The sequence below is a fragment of the Oryzomicrobium terrae genome, from assembly GCF_008274805.1.
Lineage (GTDB): Bacteria > Pseudomonadota > Gammaproteobacteria > Burkholderiales > Rhodocyclaceae > Oryzomicrobium > Oryzomicrobium terrae.
On the sequence record NZ_CP022579.1, the window covers coordinates 1,718,171 to 1,736,348 of the forward strand.

Genomic DNA, 18,178 nt, shown 5'->3' on the forward strand with positions numbered 1-18,178 from the left:
GAGGGCGATGGCCTTGATCAATTTCCTGTACTACGTAGTCGCTTTTGCTGTCGTCCTCGGTGTGCTCATCGTTGTGCACGAGCTTGGTCATTACGCTGTGGCGCGCTGGTGCGGGGTCAAGGTATTGCGTTTTTCAGTTGGTTTTGGGCAGCCGTTGTGGTCCCGACACCTTGGGCGTGATGGCACAGAGTGGGTTTTGGCCGCTTTTCCCCTGGGCGGTTACGTCAAGATGCTCGACGAACGGGAAGGCGAAGTCGATCCCGCGGAGCGCCACCGTTCCTTCAACGCCCAGTCGGTTGGCAAGCGAATGGCGATAGTCGCGGCTGGGCCTGTGGCTAATTTGCTGTTGGCGATTCTTCTCTACTGTTTTGTTTTCTGGCAGGGCGCCCCCGAGCTGCGTCCCTTGCTTGGTACTCCGCCGGCTGCTTCTGCCCTGGCGCAGAGTGGTGTGGAAAATGGCGAAGAGGTCCTCCGGCTCGACGGTCATGAGGTCGCTTCGCTGCAGGATTTGCATTGGCAGTTGTTGCGCCGGGCCAGCGAGGCCGAGTCTGTTGTGTTGGAAACCCGTAATCTGCGTGGCGAGATCAACGAGCGCCGTGTCGCGATAGCGCCAACCCTGGCTGAGTTTGGCTTGGAGGCCGATTTGCCGGATAGGCTTGGCGTGACCTTGTTCCGGCCGTACATCCCGCCACGCTTGGGTTCCGTCTCCTCGTCCGGCGCCGCGGGCGTGGCAGGGATGCAGGTTGGCGATGTGGTGGTTGGTATCGATGGTGTCACTGTCGATACCTGGGGTGAGGTGGTTACTCGTGTCCGTGAGGCCGTCGGTAGATCCCTGGGGATTGAGGTGGTACGCGCCGGTAGGCATCTGCATTTCGTCGTGACCCCGACTGAAGAGAATGAGCGGGGTCGGGTCATTGGCAGGATCGGGGTTGGCGTCGCCGTCCCCGAGAACTTGCCGCAACTTGCAATCACGGTGCGGTACCCATTGGGCGAGTCACTGCAGCGGGCGGCGCGGGAAACCTGGGAAAAATCCTTTTTCAGCCTCGAAATGATGGGCAAGATGCTGGTGGGGCAGGTCTCCCTGAAAAACCTGTCCGGGCCTGTCACCATCGCCGACTTTGCCGGACAGTCAGCCAAGCTCGGCTGGGCATCGTTTCTCAAGTTCATGGCCCTGGTTTCGATCAGCTTGGGGGTGCTGAATCTGCTGCCGATTCCCGTCTTGGACGGTGGGCACCTGATGTATCATATGCTGGAGTTGTTGCGGGGCCGCCCCGTTTCCGAACGTATCCAGGAAGTTGGTCAGCGGATTGGCCTTTCCCTGCTGTTTGCCCTCATGGCATTCGCCCTTTATAACGATTTCGCCCGTCTCGCTTCCGGTTGACTATGAAGAAAAACCTCATTGCGGGGTTGATCGGGGGGCTTTTTGCCACCGCGATCGCCTCGCCTGCCTGGGCCTTTGATCCTTTTGTCGTCAAGGACATCCGTGTCGAAGGGATCCAGCGTACCGAAGCTGGCACCGTGTTCAGCTATCTACCAGTCAAGGTCGGCGAGACCATGACTGAAGAAAAGGCCTCCCAGGCCATCAAAACTCTTTTTGCTACTGGCTTCTTCAAGGATGTCCGTATCGAAGTCGAGGGGGATGTGCTCGTCGTGTCGCTCGAAGAGCGCCCGGCCATCTCCAAGATCGATTTCGTCGGCATGAAGGAGTTCGAAAAAGATCAGATTACCAAGGCCCTTAAGGAAATCGGCATCGCCGAGTCACGCATCTTCGACCGGGCCATGCTGGATAAGGCCGAGCAGGAGCTGAAGCGCCAATACTTGGCGCGCGGCAAGTACGCAGCCAAGATCAAGACAACGGTGACGCCGTTGGAGCGGAATCGGGTCGGGATCAACTTCACCATCGATGAAGGGGATGTCGCCAAGATCAAAGAGATCAGCATCGTTGGCGCTCAGGTATTCAAGGAAAAAGAACTCCTTGAACTGTTCCAGCTGACTACCCCCGGATGGCTGACCTGGTACACGAAGAACGATCAGTACTCCAAGCAAAAGCTCTCCGCCGATCTGGAAACCCTGCGTTCTTATTATCTAAACCGTGGTTATCTGGATTTCAGCATTGAATCCACTCAGGTATCCATAAGCCCGGATAAGCAGGATATTTTCATCACGGTCAACATTGTTGAAGGTGAGCGTTACCAAGTTTCGTCCGTAAAACTGGCAGGTGATCTTTCTCTCTTGCCGGAAGATGAGTATAAAAAGCTGGTTACGCTGCGTGCAGGTGATGTGTTTTCTCGCGAAACACTGAATGCATCGACAAAAGCGATTTCTGAGCGATTGGGGGCTCAGGGTTATGCGTTTGCTAACGTGAACGCAGCTCCCGAAGTTGATAAAGAAAAGCGCCAGGTTGCTTTCACAATTTTTGTCGATCCGGGCAAACGGGTGTACGTGCGTCGCATCAACATTGCCGGCAATACCAAGACCCGCGACGAAGTTGTTCGCCAGGAAATGCGCCAGATGGAAGGTGGCTGGTACGATGCGGATAAAATCCAACTCTCCAAACAGCGCATTGACAAGACCGGTTATTTCTCTGAAGTAACTGTAGATACTCCTGCCGTCCCCGGTACTTCGGACCAGGTTGATGTCAATATTGGCGTCACTGAAAAGGCAACCGGCAATGTAATGGTCGGCATTGGCTTTTCCAGTTCGGACAAAGTCATCCTTTCCGGTTCCATCTCGCAGGCCAACCTGTTCGGTAGCGGTAAATACCTCTCCCTGCAGGTGAATACGGCCAAGGCGTTCAAGACCTATGCCTTGTCTTACACCAATCCATACTTTACGGTTGATGGTATTAGTCAAGGTTTCGATATCTACAAGAAAACCTACGATCCTTCCCTTTCTTCCAGCTATGTGCAGACCTACAAGACGGTTTCTTGGGGTGGTGGATTGCGCTGGGGCGTACCAATTGCGGAGAAGGAGTCGATCAGCTTCGGCTTAGGCTATGACAGTACTAATGTCACCTTGTTTGATGATAGCCGCCGGATCTACAAGGAGTTCGTGCAGAAGTTTGGTAACGACAATTCCAGCATCCTCTTGTCATCGGGTTGGTCCCGGGATACCAAGGATAGTCTGATCTATCCAACTTCAGGTGGATATACTCGCGTTGGTGCTGAAGTTTCCACCCCAGGCGGAACTTTGCGTTATTACCGTGCGACGGCGCAGCATCAGCGTTACTTCCCGCTATCTAAGACGTTCACCTTGATGGTAAACGGTGAGCTTGGTATTGCTAATGGCTATGGTAATCGGGATCTGCCGTTCTATAAGAATTTTTATGCAGGCGGTGTGACTTCGGTTCGTGGTTATCAGCAATCTAGCCTCGGCCCCCAGCAGGATGGCGAGGCTATTGGTGGCCAGAAACGTGTGCTGCTCAATACTGAATTGCTTTTCCCGTTCCCCGGTTCAGGTGTAGATAAATCCTTGCGCCTTTCCTGGTTTGTTGATGCGGGTCAGGTGTTTGGGTCGAACGACGATTACGGCCGCTACGAAAAACTTTCCTTGTCCGAGTTGCGTTATTCCACTGGTCTGGCCCTTGCTTGGACTTCTCCGCTTGGGCCGCTAAAATTTGGTATCGCCAATCCGCTGAACAAGAAGGACGGGGATAAGACCCAGCGCTTCCAGTTCCAGTTCGGAACGGTTTTCTGATCTAGGAGTTCAAGTTGAAACGCACGATGCTTGCGGTGGCGCTGTCTGCCGCTCTGTTCGGTGTGGCGGGTTCTGCTGCCGCCGATACTAAAATTGGTTTTGTGAATACCCAGCGCGTTTTCCGTGACGCACCGGCTGCGGTCAAGGCGCAGAAGAAGCTGGATGGCGAGTTTTCCAAGCGTGACCAGGAACTCCAGGCCATGGCGAAAAAACTCCAGAGCCTGCAAGAAGGTCTGGAAAAGAATGCCGTGACCCTGTCCGAGAATGATCGCCGCAACAAAGAGCGGGAAATCAACGATCTGAACCGGGATTTCCAGCGTAAACAGCGCGAATTCCGGGAAGACCTCAACCTGCGTCAGAACGAGGAGATGGCTGCCGTTCTGGAACGGGCCAACCGTGCCATTAAGGCTATTGCCGAGGCCGAGAAGTACGACCTGATCCTCCAGGATGCGGTCTGGGCCAACCCGCGCCTCGATATCACCGACAAGGTCATCAAGGCTCTGTCTGACGACAAAGCGGCCGCCAAGTAAATTGGTAGGGAAGATTTTGTCAGGGCAGGGGCTGCGTCTTGCCGACATCGTCGCCCGTTTGGGTGGTGAGTTGATTGGCGATGGCGATACGCTGATTTGCGGTATCGGAACTTTGGCAGAGGCGGGGCAGGGCGATATCGCTTTCCTCGCCAATCCCAAATATAGGGGCCAGTTGGCGGATACAGGTGCCTCGGCGGTTATCGTTCCGCCGGCTGCCGCCGACGGGACGGAGCGGCCGCGCATCGTGGCAGCCAACTCCTACCTTTACTACGCCCGCGTTGCCCAGTTACTACACCCGACGGCAGTGCCAAATCCGCCGATTCACCCCAGCGCCGTGATCGGCGAAGGGGTAACCCTGGGGCGCAACGTCGTCATCCATGCGGGTTGCGTAATTGGCGATGGCGTATCCATCGGTGACGACACAGTCATTTACCCGAATGCGGTCATCTACCAGGACTGCGTGATCGGTGCCCGTTGTGTCATCCAGGCCGGTGCAGTGATTGGTGCTGATGGTTTTGGCTTCGCCAAGGATGGTGCCGCATGGGTGAAAATTCCCCAAATTGGCCGGGTGGTAATTGGCGACGATGTTGAGGTTGGCGCCAATTCGACCATTGACCGGGGGGCGATCGATGACACGGTGATCGCTAACGGGGTCAAGATCGACAACCTGGTGATGATCGCCCACAACGTCCAGATCGGTGAGCACACCGCCATGGCCGGTTGCGTGGGGATTGCCGGAAGTACCAAGATCGGTGCCCGTTGCACGATCGGGGGGGCTGGCATGATCAGTGGCCACCTGACGCTCGGGGACGACGTGCATATTTCCGGCGCCACCTTGGTGGCTCGCAATCTGCCGAATCCTGGTCACTACACGGCCGCCTATCCGCTCGAAGCCCACGAGGGCTGGCTCAAAAACGCCGCTCACTTGCGTCATCTCGATAAGTTGGCCAAGCGGGTCAAAGAGCTTGAGAAAAAACTTGAAAAATCAGAGGGAAAAAATTGAATTCCATGGACATTAAAGCGGTAATGGAGCATCTGCCGCACCGTTATCCGTTTCTCATGATCGATCGTATCCTGGCCATCGAGCCTGGCAAGACTGTGCATGCGGTCAAAAACGTGTCGATCAACGAGCCCCAGTTCCAAGGACATTTCCCCGGCAACCCGGTTTTCCCGGGTGTCATGATCGTTGAAGCGCTGGCCCAGGCGGCGGGCGTGCTGGCATTCACCTCTACCGGTGACAAACCCAACGAAAAGACCGTCTATTACCTGGCCGGCGTGGATAAGACTCGCTTCAAGAAGCCGGTGGTGCCGGGCGACCAGCTACACCTGCATGTCACGGTAGACAAGGTGAAGGCAGGTATTGGCCGCTTCAAGGCCGTTGCCCAGGTGGATGGCCAGACCGTGTGTGAAACCGAACTCTTGTGTGCCGTACGGACCATCGAATGACCCAGATTCACCCGACCGCCGTCGTCAGCTCCCATGCGCAACTGGGGGAAAACGTCACTATCGGCCCCTACAGCATCATCGGTGATCACGTCGTCATCGGCGACAACACCAGCGTGGGCGCTCATACGGTGATCGAGGGCCATACCACCATTGGCCGGGATAACCAGATCCACCATTTCTGTGCTCTGGGCGGGGTTCCCCAGGACAAGAAATACGCAGGTGAGCCGACCAAGCTGATCATCGGTGACCGCAACACCATCCGTGAATTCTGCTCGTTCCACACCGGCACCATCCAGGATGCGGGTGAAACCCGCGTAGGTAGCGACAACTGGATCATGGGCTACGTGCATATCGCCCATGACTGTGTGGTAGCCAACCACACCATTCTCGCCAGCAATGCCCAGATCGCCGGCCACGTACACGTGGATGACTGGGTGATCTTGGGCGGCATGACTGGTGTTCACCAGTTCGTGCATATTGGTGCCCACGCCATGACCGGCGGCGGCACCATCCTGTTCCAGGATCTGCCGCCCTTCGTGATGGCCGTTGGCAACAATCCGGCGCCCAAGGGCATCAACAGCGAAGGCCTGAAGCGTCGCGGCTTCTCGCCGGAAAGCGTGATGGCGATCAAGCGCGCCTACCGTACCCTCTACCGTTCGGGCCTGACCCTGGAAGAGGCACGGGAGAAGATCGGCGCCGAGGCTGTTACCTATCCCGAACTCAACCCCCTGGTTGAGTTTCTCGCCCAGTCCAAGCGCGGCATTCTGCGTTAAGCATGACCCGTCCCCTTCGCATCGCCATGGTGGCGGGGGAGGCGTCGGGCGACCTCCTGGGCGCCAACCTCATCGCCGCCCTCAAAGAACGCCTGCCCAATGCCCATTTCATGGGCATTGGTGGTCCGAAAATGCTCGCCCAAGGCCTGGACTCCTGGTGGCCCCAGGAAAAACTGGCCGTCATGGGGCTGGTGGAGGTGCTCAAGCACATCAAAGAGCTGTCCGGGATTCGTAAGGGCCTGGTCAAGCGCCTGCTGACGGACCCACCCGATGTCTTCATCGGTATCGATGCTCCGGATTTCAACTTGGGGCTGGAAAAACAGCTCAAGGCCAAAGGCGTGCCCACGGTGCACTACGTCAGCCCGTCGATCTGGGCCTGGCGGCCAGGGCGGATCAAGGGTATTGCCAAGGCGGTGTCCCACATCCTCTGCCTGCTGCCGTTCGAGCCGGCCTTGTACGACGCCAAGGGCATTGCCAATACCTACGTCGGCCATCCCCTGGCGGATCTGATTCCCCTGCACGTGAGTCAGTCCGAAGCTCGCTTCAAGCTCGATCTGCCGCCCAATGCACCGATCTTTGCCCTGCTGCCGGGTAGCCGTACCACCGAACTGAATTTCCTTGCCGACACCTTCATCGCCACCGCCAAGCTGATTGCTGAAAAGCTGCCTGGAGCGATCTTCTTGGTTCCCTTGGCTACCCGGGAAACTCGGCTTCAGTTCGAAACCGCCTTGTACCACGCGGGCGCCCAGGAGCTGGCCTTCCGTCTGCTCTTTGGCCATGCCCAGGACGCCATGGCGGCGGCAGACACTGTGCTGGTGGCCAGCGGTACCGCCTCCCTGGAGTGCGCCTTGATGAAGCGCCCCATGGTCATCACCTACAAGGTGGCGCGCCTGTCGGCCTTTCTGTGGCGGCGCATGTCCATTTCGCCCTGGGTGGGGTTGCCCAACATTCTGGCCCACCGGGAGGTGGTGCCCGAGTTGCTGCAGGAAAAGGCCACGCCGGAAAACCTGGCCGAAGCCCTGCTCACCCTGCAGCAGGACAAGGATGTGCGAGCCGCCATGGTCGAAGAGTTCGAGCGCCAGCACCTGCTATTGCGCCAAAACGCAGCTGAGCGGGCCGCGGGCGCGGTGTTGAAGACCTTGGGTATCGTTCCGCCCCCGCTGGCGGCAGCGGCCCTGGCGACCGAATCGGCATCCCATGGCGGATAAGCTGGCCAAGGTGCCGCTGGTATGGCTGACCGGCCCCGTCGCCGGGGTGGATGAAGCTGGTCGGGGCCCCCTGGCGGGGCCAGTGGTGGCTGCCGCGGTCATTCTCGATCCGGCCCGCCCCATCACCGGCCTGAACGACTCGAAGAAGCTATCAGAAAAGCGCCGCGACGCCCTGGCCCCGGAAATCCGTGAAAAAGCCTTGGCCTGGGCGGTGGCCGAAGCCAGCGCCGAGGAAATCGACCAGATCAACATCCTGCAAGCCACTTTTCTGGCCATGACCCGGGCCGTGACGGCTCTGGGGCAGCTGCCGGAAAAGATCCTGGTGGATGGCAACAAGGTGCCGCGCAGCCTCGCCGTCCTTTGTCCGGCTGAAGCCGTAGTTAAGGGCGACGGCACCTATGCCTGTATCGCTGCCGCCTCGATCCTGGCCAAGACCCACCGGGACGCCCTGATGAAAGCCCTGGACCGGGACTACCCGGTCTACGGCTTTGCCCAGCACATGGGCTACCCGACCGCCGCCCATCTGGAGGCCTTGCAGACTCACGGGCCTTGCACCGCCCACCGGCGCAGTTTTGGCCCGGTGGCACAATTGAGCCTGCTCTAACCGGCTCCTCCCGCCACCTGCCTGTCCTGTGGCGGCTGGTGTCCACGCTTCCCCTTATTCAGCCACCCCCATCGTGAAGAACGTCCGCACCATCAGTTCCCGGGACAATCCCCGCATCAAGCGCCTGAAAAAGCTTGCCGGCTCTGCCCGGGAGCGACGGGAGGAGGGGATGATGCTGCTCGACGGGGTGCACCTGCTTGAGGCCCTGCTGGCGGTCCGCATCAAACCTCGCGAACTGTACGTGGCGGAAAGCGCCCTTGCGCAGACCTCCGGCGAGATTGCCACTTGCCTGGCTCGGCCTCTGCTCGGCGCCACCCCTTTGTACGTGCTGCCCGACCACCTGCTCCGGGACGTGGCGCCCACCGAGACGCCGACCGGCCTGCTAGCCGTGGCCGAACTGCCGGCGGCGCCGGGACAGCCGGACCCCCAGGCCGATGCTGTGCTGCTCGATGGGGTGCAGGACCCGGGCAACCTGGGCACCCTGATCCGCACCGCTGCCGCCGCCGGCTTTCGCCAGATTGTCCTGTCGCCCGGCTGTGCCGACCCGTGGAGCCCCAAGGCCTTGCGCGCCGCCCAGGGGGGCCAGTTCCGCGCCACCCTGTTCGAGGGCCAGGACCTGTGCACCTTCCTCAAGGTCTATCGGGGCACGCCCATGGTGACGCGGCTCGACGGGGCCACCTCCCTGTATGCCATGGCCGATGCCCCGTTCCAGGGACCGGTGGCCTGGGTGTTCGGCGCCGAAGGGCGGGGCGTTTCCCCTGCGGTGATGGCGGCCGTGCCTACCGGCGTGCTGATCCCTCTGCCGGGGCGGGTCGAATCCCTCAACGTGGCTGCCGCCGCCGCGATCTGCCTGTTCGACACCCTGCGTCGGCGTGGCGTTAAATAATCACGGGAGTACCCGGTGCGTCCAACAAAAAACCCGGCTTCGGCCGGGTTTTTTGTTGTCTGGGTTGCCTTGGTTGTTCAAAGCACCGTGTTCAGAAGTCTTCGCTGCGCTCGATGCGCACTTCCTGCATCACCGTGGTGGAGATCTCCTCGATGGATTTCGAGGATGAATCCAGCCAGCGGATGCCTTCGCGGCGCATCAGCTTTTCGGCTTCGTGCACTTCGTACTGGCAGTTGGCCAGGGACGCATACTTGCTGTTGGGCCGCCGCTCCTCGCGGATCTGGGACAGACGTTCCGGATCGATGGTCAGGCCGAACAGCTTTTCCCGATAACGCTCGATGGTGGACGGCAGCTTCATGCGCTCGAAGTCCTCGGGGATGAGCGGGAAGTTGGCCGCCTTCACGCCGAACTGCATGGCCAGGTACAGGGAGGTGGGGGTCTTGCCGCAGCGGGAGACGCCCACCAGGATCACGTCCGCTTCCATCAGGTTGCGGTCGGTGATGCCGTCGTCGTGGGCCAGAGTGTAGTTGATGGCGTCAATGCGGCTCTGGTAGCCGGTGGAGTTGGTGCTGCCGTGGGACTTGCCGACACTGTGGTTGCACACGGCGCCCAGTTCGGCCTCCAGCGGGGCGAGGAAGCTTTCGAAGAACGACAGGCAGAAGGCGTCGGCCTGATGGACGATGGCCGAGAGCTTGCCGTCCACCAGGGTGGTGAACACGATCGGGCGGATGCCGTCGCGCTGGGCCGCCTCGTTGATGCGCGCCACGGCGGCGTGGGCCTTCTCCTCGCTGTCGATGAAGGGTGCGCGCACCGGCCTGAATTTCACCCCCTCGAACTGGGTGAGCAGGCTGTGGGCCATGGTTTCGGCGGTAATGCCGGTGCCATCGGAAATATAGAAGACGGTGCGGTTGATCGACGAATTCATGAGGCGGTCGCGGGTTGGCGCCGGGGTGCGGCGCGGATGAAGGGCGCAGTAAATAAAAACGGCGGCCGAAAGATCCGGCCGCCGCTGAAGTTTACTGGAAGTTGCTATCCCGGACTCAGGGAATCATCCACGTAAACACGTAGGCCTGCAGGGTGGTGATGATGCCCACCATGGTGGCGAACAGCAGGCTGTGCTTGACCGTGAAGCGGAACAGGTCCGATTCCTTGCCGACCAGGCCCACGGCGGCGCAGGCCACGGCGATGGACTGGGGCGAGATCATCTTGCCGGTGACGCCGCCGGTGGTGTTGGCCGCTACCAAGAGGGTGTCGGAAACGCCCACCTGGTGCGCCGTGGTGGCCTGCAGGGAGCAGAACAGGGCGTTCGACGAGGTGTCGGAACCGGTCAGGAACACGCCCAGCCAGCCGAGGAACGGCGAGAAGAACGGGAACAGGGCGCCGGTGCCGGCCAGCAGCAGGGCCAGGGTGGCGGACAGGCCGGAGTAGTTGGCGACGAAGGCGAAGGCCAGCACCATGCCGATGGAGTAGATCGGGCGCTTCAGTTCGACCACGGTCTCCTTCAGGGTCTTGGCCGCCTCGGCGGGCTTCATGCCGAGCACTAACATGGTGATGATGGCCGCCAGGAAGATGGCGGTGCCGGTGGCGGCGAGCAGGTCGAGCTTGTACACCGCGGCGTAGGGCGTGGCCTTGGCGACGATCGGTTCCACCTTGGTCACCAGCTTGTCGAGCATGGGCACCGGGAACTGGAGCACCGTGCCGTACAGGGCACCGTCCTTGGCGAACAGGGCCTTGAAGGGCTTGAGGCTCCAGATGGTGACCATGACGGTCAAGATGACGAAGGGCGACCAGGCCTTGGCGATCTGGCCGAAGGTGTAGTGCTTGTCTTCGCCCAGCTCGGCGTGGTGCTGCTTGTCGAAGCGGAAGACGTTCTTCGGCTTCCAGTTCTTCAGGAACACGGTCAGGCAGATCAGGCTGACCAGGGCCGACGTGATGTCCGGCAGCTCGGGGCCGATGAAGTTGGCGGTGAAGTACTGGGTCACGGCAAACGACAGGCCGGCCACCAGGATCGCCGGCCAGGTCTCGCGCACGCCGCGCAGGCCGTCCATCATCATCACCAGCCAGAAAGGCACGATCACCGACAGCAGCGGCAGCTGGCGGCCGGCGGCCTGGCCGATCTTGAAGGCGTCGATGCCAGTCACCTGGCCGGCCACGGTGATGGGGATGCCCATCGCGCCGAAGGCCACCGGGGCGGTGTTGGCGATCAGGCACAGGCCGGCGGCGTAGAGCGGGTTGAAGCCCAGGCCGACGAGCAGGGCGGCGGTGATCGCCACCGGGGCGCCGAAGCCGGCCGCGCCTTCGAGGAAGGCGCCGAAGGCAAAGCCCACCAGCAGCATCTGCAGGCGCTGGTCATCGGTGATCGACACCACCGACGAACGGATGATGTCGAATTGGCCGGTCTTGACCGTGATCTTGTAGAGGAACACCGCGGCCACGATGATCCAGGCGATCGGCCACAGCCCGTAGAGGAAGCCGTAACCGGCCGAGGCCAGGGCCATCGGCACCGGCATCTGGTAGAAGAACACGGCCACGGCCAGGGCGATGGCCACGGTGATGGTGCCGGCGATGTGCCCCTTCATGCGCAATACGGCGAGGGCGATGAAGAAGAAGAAAATCGGCAGTGCGGCGACCAGCGACGACAACCAGAGGTTGCCCAGCGGGTCGTAAATCTGCATCCAGGGTTGCATGAGGTACGGCCTCCTTCAGGGGATTGCTGTGGGTAACGAAAGTTAGTGCTTGAGGGGTGCTGGGGAGCATTCCCGCCGGTCGCTTTTAATTGGGTACTGCCTCGATCGCCGCGCGGGTAGTTGATCTCCACGGGGTGCCTTCGGAAAACAAGCACACACGGGCCTCCCGAGACGGTCCCTTTCGAGATCGGCTCCCAGTCTTGCTTTCAGGGGAGGGGTGTTGTTTTCCGGCGGCACCGCCGCGGGGAATTGGGATCAGCAGGTCGCCATGCGGGCGGCCTCCTGGCTGCATTCGTCGAGCAGATGGACGATGGACTGGTACGGCACGCCGGTGGCAGCAGTCAGGCCGATCTCGCAGGTCTTGTTGCTCGAATAGCCGCCGCAACAATTGGCCGGCACGTCGTCGTGAATCTTGCGCAGGGCGTGGGCGTTGAGCTCGGGCACGACAAAGCCCCGGTCGCCGCCGAAGCCGCAGCACTTCACCTCGGGGGGCATCACCACCTGCTCGGCGCAGGCCCGGGCCAGGGCCTTGAGCTTGGTTTCGGCGCCCATGCGCCGGGCGCTGCAGTTGAGGTGAATGAGCACCGGGTCGGCCTTCTTTTGCAGCATCAGGCGCGGCAGCAGGGCGTCGTGGGCGAACTCCACCAGGTCATAGACTGGCAGCCGCTCGGCCAGGTAGGTCTTCATGCGCAGGGAACAGGCGCTGGCGTCGAGCACGATCGGATACTTGCCGTTGTCGCTGGCCTCGCGCAGGGCCGCCTCCAGCTCCGCCGACTTGCGGTCGGCTTCCGCCGCCAGGCCCTTGCTGGCAAACGACTGGCCGCAACACAGGGCATCGATGCCGGCGGGAATGATCGGCGCGTAGCCGGCCCGCTCCAGCACCCGGATGACGGTGGCGGAAAGCGCTTCGGCCGGGGTGTCGGCGCCAAAGATGCGGCCGGCGCAGGTGGGGAAGTACACCACCTTGTCGCCCTGGCTGGCCGTGGCGCGGCCCGCCGGCTGGGGGCGCGGCATGCCGGCTTTCCAGGCGCCGCCGGTGAGTTTGCCGAGCAGTTTGGCGCCCACCAGGGATTCGGCCAGGTGGCCGGCTTTGAGGGCTGTGCGCGCCAGGGCCTGGGTGGTGGCGAAATGCTGGGCGGCCACCTGGCCGAGCTGGCGGGCCACGCCGGACAGGTTCTCGCCGCGTACGGCGCGCACCAGGGCGCCGGTCTCGATGCCCACCGGGCAGGCGGTGGAGCACAGGCCGCAGCCGGCGCAGGTTTCCAGGCCCTGATAGAGGTAGTCCTCGCCCAGCTCGCCAGTGGCTTCGCCGGCGGCGTGGCGGCGTGACAGCTCGCGCCAGGCGACGATGCGCTGGCGCGGCGACAGGGTCAGGCCGTGGGACGGGCACTGGGGCTCGCAGAAGCCGCATTCGATGCAGCGGTCCACCGGGGCGTACAACTCGCCGGCGGCGGGCATGGGCTTGAGGTGCTGGAGGTGGGCCTCCGGGTCGTCGTTGATGATCACGCCCGGGTTGAGCAGGCCTTCCGGGTCGAACAGGGCCTTGATCTGGCGCATCAGGCCGTAGGCCCGGGCGCCCCATTCCAGTTCGACGAAGGGGGCCATGTTGCGCCCGGTGCCGTGCTCGGCCTTGAGGGAGCCGTCGTACTTCTTGACCAGCAGGGCGCATACGTCGTCCATGAAGGCGGCGTAGCGGGCCACCTCGGTTTCGATGCCGAAATCCTGGGTGAACACGAAGTGCACGTTGCCTTCCAGGGCGTGGCCGAAAATGATCGCCTCGTGGTAGCCGTGCTTGGCGAACAGGTGCTGAAGGTCCAGGCAGCAGGCGGCCAGGTCGGGCACCGCCACCGCCACGTCCTCGATGATCACCGTGGTGCCGGGTTTGCGCACCGCGCCGACGGCGGGGAAGGTGCCCTTGCGCACGTTCCACAGCCGCTCAATCTCGGCGGCGTCGGTGGTGAAGGCTGGGGCTTCCACCAGGGGGTAGGCGTTCAGTTCGTCCAGCACCGCGCCGATGCGTTCTTGCAGCTCGGCGGCGGAAGGGGCTCGGGTCTCGATCAGTAGCGCCGTGGCGCCTTCGTCCAGGGTTTTGAGCAGCGGCGGCATGCCCGGCTTGTGGGCCACAGCGCGCAGCGACGCCCGGTCGAGCAGCTCGACGGCATCCACCGGCCGGGTCTTGAGGCCCACCACGGCGCGGCAGGCGGTCTCCATGTCTGGGAAGAAGGCCAGGGCGCTGGCCTTGTGGGCGTACTCCGGCACGGTGCGGTAGGTCACCTGGGAAATGAAGCCCAGGGTGCCTTCGGAGCCGATCATCAGGTGGGCCAGGATGTCCACCGGGTCGGTGAAGTCCACCAGGGCGTTGAGGCTGTAGCCGGTGGTGTTCTTGATCTTGTACTTGGTGCGGATGCGTTCGCACAGGGCCGCATCGGCGCGCACGTCGTCGGCCAATTGGTCCAGGCGAGAGAGGAGGGCGGCGTGGCTGACCCGGAAGGTGGCGACGCTGGCGGCATCGCCGGTGTCGAGCACGGTGCCGTCGGCCAGCAGCACCCGAATCGCGGCCAGGGTGTTGTAACTGTTCTGGGCGGTGCCGCAGCACATGCCGCTGCTGTTGTTGGCGGCCATGCCGCCGATCTTGGCGGCGTTGATCGAGGCCGGGTCGGGGCCGATCTTCTTGCCCAGGGGGGCGAGGCGCCGGTTCACCTCGGCACCCACCATGGCCGGGCCCACCGCCACGGTGGCACCGTCGACGGCGATGGCACAGGTGGCCAGGCCTTCGCCGAGCAGCACCAGCACTCCGTCGGTGACCGCCTGGCCGCACAGGCTGGTGCCGGCGGCACGGAAGGTGACCGGGCGCTGGTGCTGGCGCGCCAGGTTAACCACATCGCGGACCTCATCCTCGTCGTTCACCACCGTCACCACTTCCGGAATCAGGCGGTAGAAGCTGCCGTCGGTGCCATAGGCAAGACGGCGCAGTTCGTCGGTAATGACCCGATCAGCGGGCAGGCGGCGGCGCAGGGCGTCGATCAGAGCGGACACGGTCGGTGCTCCCAGGCAGGGATAGTCGGTGGAAAAAGAAGGGGCCGGTGGGGCTTAGTGGCGCTCGCGCACCATGTCCCGCAACCGTTTCGGCGCGGGCTTCAGGGGCGTGCGGGCCACCGTCCAGCCACTCTGGCGCGAGGGCGAAAAGACACGGAAGCGCGAGGCCAGCCAACTGAAGGCCTTATAGGCGCCAGGCTGGGCGTAGATGCGCGCCCACATGCGCCAGGCGAAGGACACCAGGGGCTTGTAGCCGGCCCCCTGGCCGACCATGGCCGGGTTGGCGTGAGGTGCGCTCTGGGCCTCGCCGCGCAGGCGCACCAGCAGTTCCGGGATGGGGATCTTCACCGGGCATACTTCGCCGCAGGCGCCGCACAGGGTGGATAGGGTGGGCAGCAGGTGGGTCTGCTCCAGGCCCATCATGTGGGGCGAGACGATCTTGCCGATGGGGCCCGGATAGGTGGTGCCGTAGGCGTGGCCGCCGATGCGGGTGTAGACCGGGCAGTGGTTCATGCAGGCACCACAGCGGATGCACTGCAGGGTCTTGCGCAGCTGCTCGTCGGCGTAGGCCTGGGAGCGGCCGTTGTCGAGGAGCACCAGGTGCACCTCTTGCGGGCCGTCCTTCTCGTCGGCCTTGCGTGGGCCGGAGATCAGGTTGAAGTAGGTGGATACCGCCTGGCCAGTGGCCGAGCGGGTCAGGATCGAGTACAGGGGCGCCACGTGCTCGAGTTTTTCCACTACCTTCTCGATGCCGGTGATGGCGATGTGCACCTTGGGCACGGTGGTGCACATGCGGCCGTTGCCCTCGTTTTCCACCAGGCACAGGGTGCCGGTCTCGGCCACGGCGAAATTGACGCCGGAGAGGCCGATCTCGGCCTGCTCGAACTTCTCGCGCAGCACCTGGCGGCCGATCTGGATCAGGGCGTCCACGTTGTCGGTGTAGTCGACCCCGGGCACCTTCTCGGCGAACAGAGTGGCGATCTGCTCCTTGGTTTTGTGGATCGCCGGCATGATGATGTGGGAAGGCTTCTCCCCGGCCAGCTGGACGATGTACTCGCCCATGTCCGATTCCAAAGCACCGATGCCGGCGGCTTCCATGGCGTGGTTGAACTCGATCTCCTCGCTGACCATGGACTTGCCCTTGACGATCAGCTTGGCCTGATGGCGCCGGGCGATGTCGAGCATGATGGCGTTGGCCTCGTCCGGGGTCTCGGCCCAGTGCACGTGGACGCCGTTGCGGGTCAGGTTGGCTTCGAGCTGTTCCAGCAGGTCGGGCAATTTCGACAAGCTGTACTGGCGGATCGCTTCCGACAGGCTGCGCAGGGACACCAGTTCGGATTCGTCCGGAAACTGGGCGGCCCGCTTGGCCATGAGGAAATCCATGGCGCCGCGGAAGCTGCTGCGCAAGTGGTCGTCGTTCACCGCCGCGTGGACCCGCTCGCGCAGGGCCTCGGCCGACACGAAGGCGATGGGCTGGCCGGCCGCCGGCTTGCCCTGGGCTGCATGGACCGTGTGAGGCGTGGGGGCGTTCATTGCGTGGCTCCTTCCCGGGTGGTGACCAGCACGATCAACTCCTTCGGGCCGTGGGCGCCGTAGGCCAGGGTCTGCTGGATGTCGGCGGTCTTGGACGGGCCTGAAATCAGCAGGGCGTTGGTGGGCAGGCCGCCGGCCCAGTTCTCGGCGCGCAGGGCATCGAAGAAGGTGGGGTGGATGGTGGCGGCGTCGAGCAGCACGAAGTGGATCGGCGGCACCAGGGACAGGGTGCGCGGCTCGGCGGGGGAGGGCCACAGGATCAGGGTGCCGGTCTCGGCAATCGCCCCACGGGCCTGGGTGAAGCCTGCATCCACCTTATGAAAGAGGTCGGCCTTGATGTCTTCCACCTGGCCGGCCCAGGGGCGCAGGGTGGTGCCGCCGGCGGCGAAGGCAGCGGCGTCGAGCCGCTCGCCGGCCGGAGTGGCGGCGCCGTAGAGCAGGCTGGACACGCCCTTTTCCGCGCACAGGCGGGCGAGCAGTTCAGGCCAGGACTCTTCCAGGGTGACGTGGACGTCGGCGTGGAAGCTCTCGATGCCGGTGCGGAAGCGGGCCAGTCGGTCCAGGGTCGATTCCTGGCGCTTCCGGGCCGCGTAGTGGGCGTCGAGCTGGGACGTGGGCACGGGCAGGGGGCTCTGCGGCGCGTTGGCGCGCAGCTTGGCGAGGATGCGATCGCGGGCGCTCATGTCAATTGCTCCCGGACGTCTGGCCGCCGGTGCGGCGCAGCAGGAAGGTGGCCAGGTGTTCGCCCGGCAGGGACGGTTTGACGCGGCCGGCGTCCAGGTCTTCCTTGGCGGCGCGCTTGGTGATGTTGAGCAGGCAGCCGCAGTCGGCGGTGACCACTTCGCTGGCGCCGGTGGCCTTCAGGGCGGCGACCTTGTCGCTGACCATGGCGGTGGATACGTCCGGGTGCTTGAGCGAGAAGGTGCCGCCGAAGCCGCAGCATTCCGATTCGTGGCCGTGGTGGGCGAGGGTGACGTTGCCCAGCTTGGCCAGCAGTTCCCGGCCCACCAGATGGGTGCCCATTTCGCGCCGGGCGGAACAGGAGGTGTGCAGGGTGACAGTGGTGGGCTCGCCCTGGTCGGGGCGGTTGAAGCCGACAACGTGAAGCAGGAATTCGGCGAACTCGTAGGTCCGTTCGGCGATGGCCTTGGCCTGGGCGTAGCGCGCCGGGTCGTCGGCGAAGATCTTTTCCCAGTGCCAGCGGATCATGCCGCCGCAGGAGCCGGAGGGAACCACCACCGGGTAGTCCTCGGGGAACAGGTCGAGCTGGGAGGCCGCCACCTGGCGGGCCTCGTCGGGAAAGCCGCTGGAGAAGGCGGGCTGGCCGCAGCAGGTCTGGTTGTCCGGGAAGATCACCCGGATGCCTTCCCGCTCCAGGAGGGCGATGGCGTCCATGCCGGCCTCGGGGACGAACAAATCCACCAGGCAGGTGCCATAGAAATACACCGCCTCGGGGCGGGGGGGGTAGGCGCGCACGGGGTGTTCGCCCGCGCTCACGAGGGGGACGCTCATGTCTCCTCCAGTCCTGCCGGCTGGCGTCGGGGTGTCCGGAACGCTGCGGCTTTTCGGTTGGCTTCGGTTATGAACCTGTAAATCGACTTACGGTAAATTGGTAAGACCAATATCTCCGATGGCGACAGAAGTTACGCACAGCCAAAGAAAAAGTCAATCCTCTATAAGACTCAAGCGGTTGATTTTGCAGTGCACAACTAGAAAAACCTGTGGTTTGTACGTAGGCAATTCTTGTAAAGCCAGTGTTTAAGCCGTATCATGGTGGTC

Annotated in this window: 15 protein-coding genes; 9 read left to right on the top strand and 6 right to left on the bottom strand. The window is 62.8% G+C overall.

Translation table 11 applies throughout. The features are described 5' to 3' along the window. The first annotated feature begins 7 nt into the window (after positions 1-7). The 9 genes from rseP to OTERR_RS07950 all read left to right on the top strand — a co-directional run bounded on the left by rseP (position 8) and on the right by OTERR_RS07950 (position 9,143). Entirely contained in the window at positions 8-1,381 is a 1,374-nt protein-coding gene (rseP, locus tag OTERR_RS07910; RefSeq protein ID WP_342780120.1) for an RIP metalloprotease RseP, read from the top strand. 2 nt (positions 1,382-1,383) lie between these two features. Then, positions 1,384-3,696 (top strand): outer membrane protein assembly factor BamA, encoded by a 2,313-nt coding sequence (gene bamA / locus OTERR_RS07915; RefSeq protein WP_054620942.1) that lies wholly within the window; start codon positions 1,384-1,386, stop codon positions 3,694-3,696. Between the two features lie 26 nt (positions 3,697-3,722). Continuing rightward, positions 3,723-4,226, top strand: coding sequence for an OmpH/Skp family outer membrane protein (locus OTERR_RS07920; RefSeq protein WP_223116054.1), 504 nt, complete (start codon positions 3,723-3,725; stop codon positions 4,224-4,226). Position 4,227: 1 nt separating this feature from the next. Next, entirely contained in the window at positions 4,228-5,229 is a 1,002-nt protein-coding gene (gene lpxD, locus OTERR_RS07925) for a UDP-3-O-(3-hydroxymyristoyl)glucosamine N-acyltransferase (RefSeq protein WP_246154403.1), read from the top strand. Positions 5,230-5,234: 5 nt separating this feature from the next. After that, complete coding sequence (gene fabZ, locus OTERR_RS07930) at positions 5,235-5,672, top strand: 3-hydroxyacyl-ACP dehydratase FabZ (RefSeq protein WP_054620940.1); 438 nt, start codon at positions 5,235-5,237, stop codon at positions 5,670-5,672. Then, positions 5,669-6,445: an acyl-ACP--UDP-N-acetylglucosamine O-acyltransferase gene (lpxA, locus tag OTERR_RS07935; protein ID WP_054620939.1), complete on the top strand. Its 777-nt coding sequence runs from the start codon at positions 5,669-5,671 to the stop codon at positions 6,443-6,445. Before fabZ ends, lpxA begins: the two co-directional genes overlap by 4 nt. 2 nt (positions 6,446-6,447) lie before the next feature. Then, entirely contained in the window at positions 6,448-7,653 is a 1,206-nt protein-coding gene (gene lpxB, locus OTERR_RS07940; RefSeq protein ID WP_082396815.1) for a lipid-A-disaccharide synthase, read from the top strand. Beyond that, positions 7,643-8,257: a ribonuclease HII gene (gene rnhB, locus OTERR_RS07945; RefSeq protein WP_149425391.1), complete on the top strand. Its 615-nt coding sequence runs from the start codon at positions 7,643-7,645 to the stop codon at positions 8,255-8,257. The genes lpxB and rnhB overlap by 11 nt, the downstream gene beginning before the upstream one ends. 73 nt (positions 8,258-8,330) lie before the next feature. Then, a complete protein-coding gene (locus OTERR_RS07950; RefSeq protein ID WP_246154405.1) occupies positions 8,331-9,143 on the top strand; it encodes a TrmH family RNA methyltransferase in 813 nt (270 codons plus the stop codon). A 91-nt stretch (positions 9,144-9,234) separates the two neighbouring features. Here the strand turns inward: OTERR_RS07950 and ppsR are convergent, their stop codons facing one another. The 6 genes from ppsR to OTERR_RS07980 form a co-directional block, all read right to left on the bottom strand. After that, positions 9,235-10,068, bottom strand: a complete 834-nt coding sequence (gene ppsR / locus OTERR_RS07955; RefSeq protein ID WP_054620936.1) for a posphoenolpyruvate synthetase regulatory kinase/phosphorylase PpsR — start codon at positions 10,066-10,068, stop codon at positions 9,235-9,237. A 115-nt stretch (positions 10,069-10,183) separates the two neighbouring features. Beyond that, complete coding sequence (lldP, locus tag OTERR_RS07960; RefSeq protein WP_149425392.1) at positions 10,184-11,830, bottom strand: L-lactate permease; 1,647 nt, start codon at positions 11,828-11,830, stop codon at positions 10,184-10,186. A 255-nt stretch (positions 11,831-12,085) separates the two neighbouring features. After that, positions 12,086-14,866, bottom strand: a complete 2,781-nt coding sequence (locus tag OTERR_RS07965; protein WP_149425393.1) for an FAD-binding and (Fe-S)-binding domain-containing protein — start codon at positions 14,864-14,866, stop codon at positions 12,086-12,088. Between the two features lie 54 nt (positions 14,867-14,920). Then, positions 14,921-16,399: a LutB/LldF family L-lactate oxidation iron-sulfur protein gene (locus tag OTERR_RS07970; protein ID WP_149425394.1), complete on the bottom strand. Its 1,479-nt coding sequence runs from the start codon at positions 16,397-16,399 to the stop codon at positions 14,921-14,923. Continuing rightward, positions 16,396-17,082, bottom strand: coding sequence for a LutC/YkgG family protein (locus tag OTERR_RS07975; protein WP_149425395.1), 687 nt, complete (start codon positions 17,080-17,082; stop codon positions 16,396-16,398). Before OTERR_RS07975 ends, OTERR_RS07970 begins: the two co-directional genes overlap by 4 nt. A 1-nt stretch (position 17,083) precedes the next feature. After that, positions 17,084-17,911, bottom strand: coding sequence for a (Fe-S)-binding protein (locus OTERR_RS07980; RefSeq protein ID WP_149425396.1), 828 nt, complete (start codon positions 17,909-17,911; stop codon positions 17,084-17,086). Positions 17,912-18,178: the final 267 nt, after the last annotated feature.

Coding starts and splice junctions, on each gene's coding strand:
- rseP (WP_342780120.1), top strand. CDS start 8: ATGGCCTTGATCAATTTCCTGTACTACGTAGTCGCTTTTGCTGTCGTC.
- rnhB (WP_149425391.1), top strand. CDS start 7,643: ATGGCGGATAAGCTGGCCAAGGTGCCGCTGGTATGGCTGACCGGCCCC.
- lldP (WP_149425392.1), bottom strand. CDS start 11,830: ATGCAACCCTGGATGCAGATTTACGACCCGCTGGGCAACCTCTGGTTG.
- bamA (WP_054620942.1), top strand. CDS start 1,384: ATGAAGAAAAACCTCATTGCGGGGTTGATCGGGGGGCTTTTTGCCACC.
- lpxA (WP_054620939.1), top strand. CDS start 5,669: ATGACCCAGATTCACCCGACCGCCGTCGTCAGCTCCCATGCGCAACTG.
- OTERR_RS07970 (WP_149425394.1), bottom strand. CDS start 16,399: ATGAACGCCCCCACGCCTCACACGGTCCATGCAGCCCAGGGCAAGCCG.
- lpxB (WP_082396815.1), top strand. CDS start 6,448: ATGACCCGTCCCCTTCGCATCGCCATGGTGGCGGGGGAGGCGTCGGGC.
- OTERR_RS07920 (WP_223116054.1), top strand. CDS start 3,723: ATGCTTGCGGTGGCGCTGTCTGCCGCTCTGTTCGGTGTGGCGGGTTCT.
- fabZ (WP_054620940.1), top strand. CDS start 5,235: ATGGACATTAAAGCGGTAATGGAGCATCTGCCGCACCGTTATCCGTTT.
- ppsR (WP_054620936.1), bottom strand. CDS start 10,068: ATGAATTCGTCGATCAACCGCACCGTCTTCTATATTTCCGATGGCACC.
- OTERR_RS07980 (WP_149425396.1), bottom strand. CDS start 17,911: ATGAGCGTCCCCCTCGTGAGCGCGGGCGAACACCCCGTGCGCGCCTAC.
- OTERR_RS07975 (WP_149425395.1), bottom strand. CDS start 17,082: ATGAGCGCCCGCGATCGCATCCTCGCCAAGCTGCGCGCCAACGCGCCG.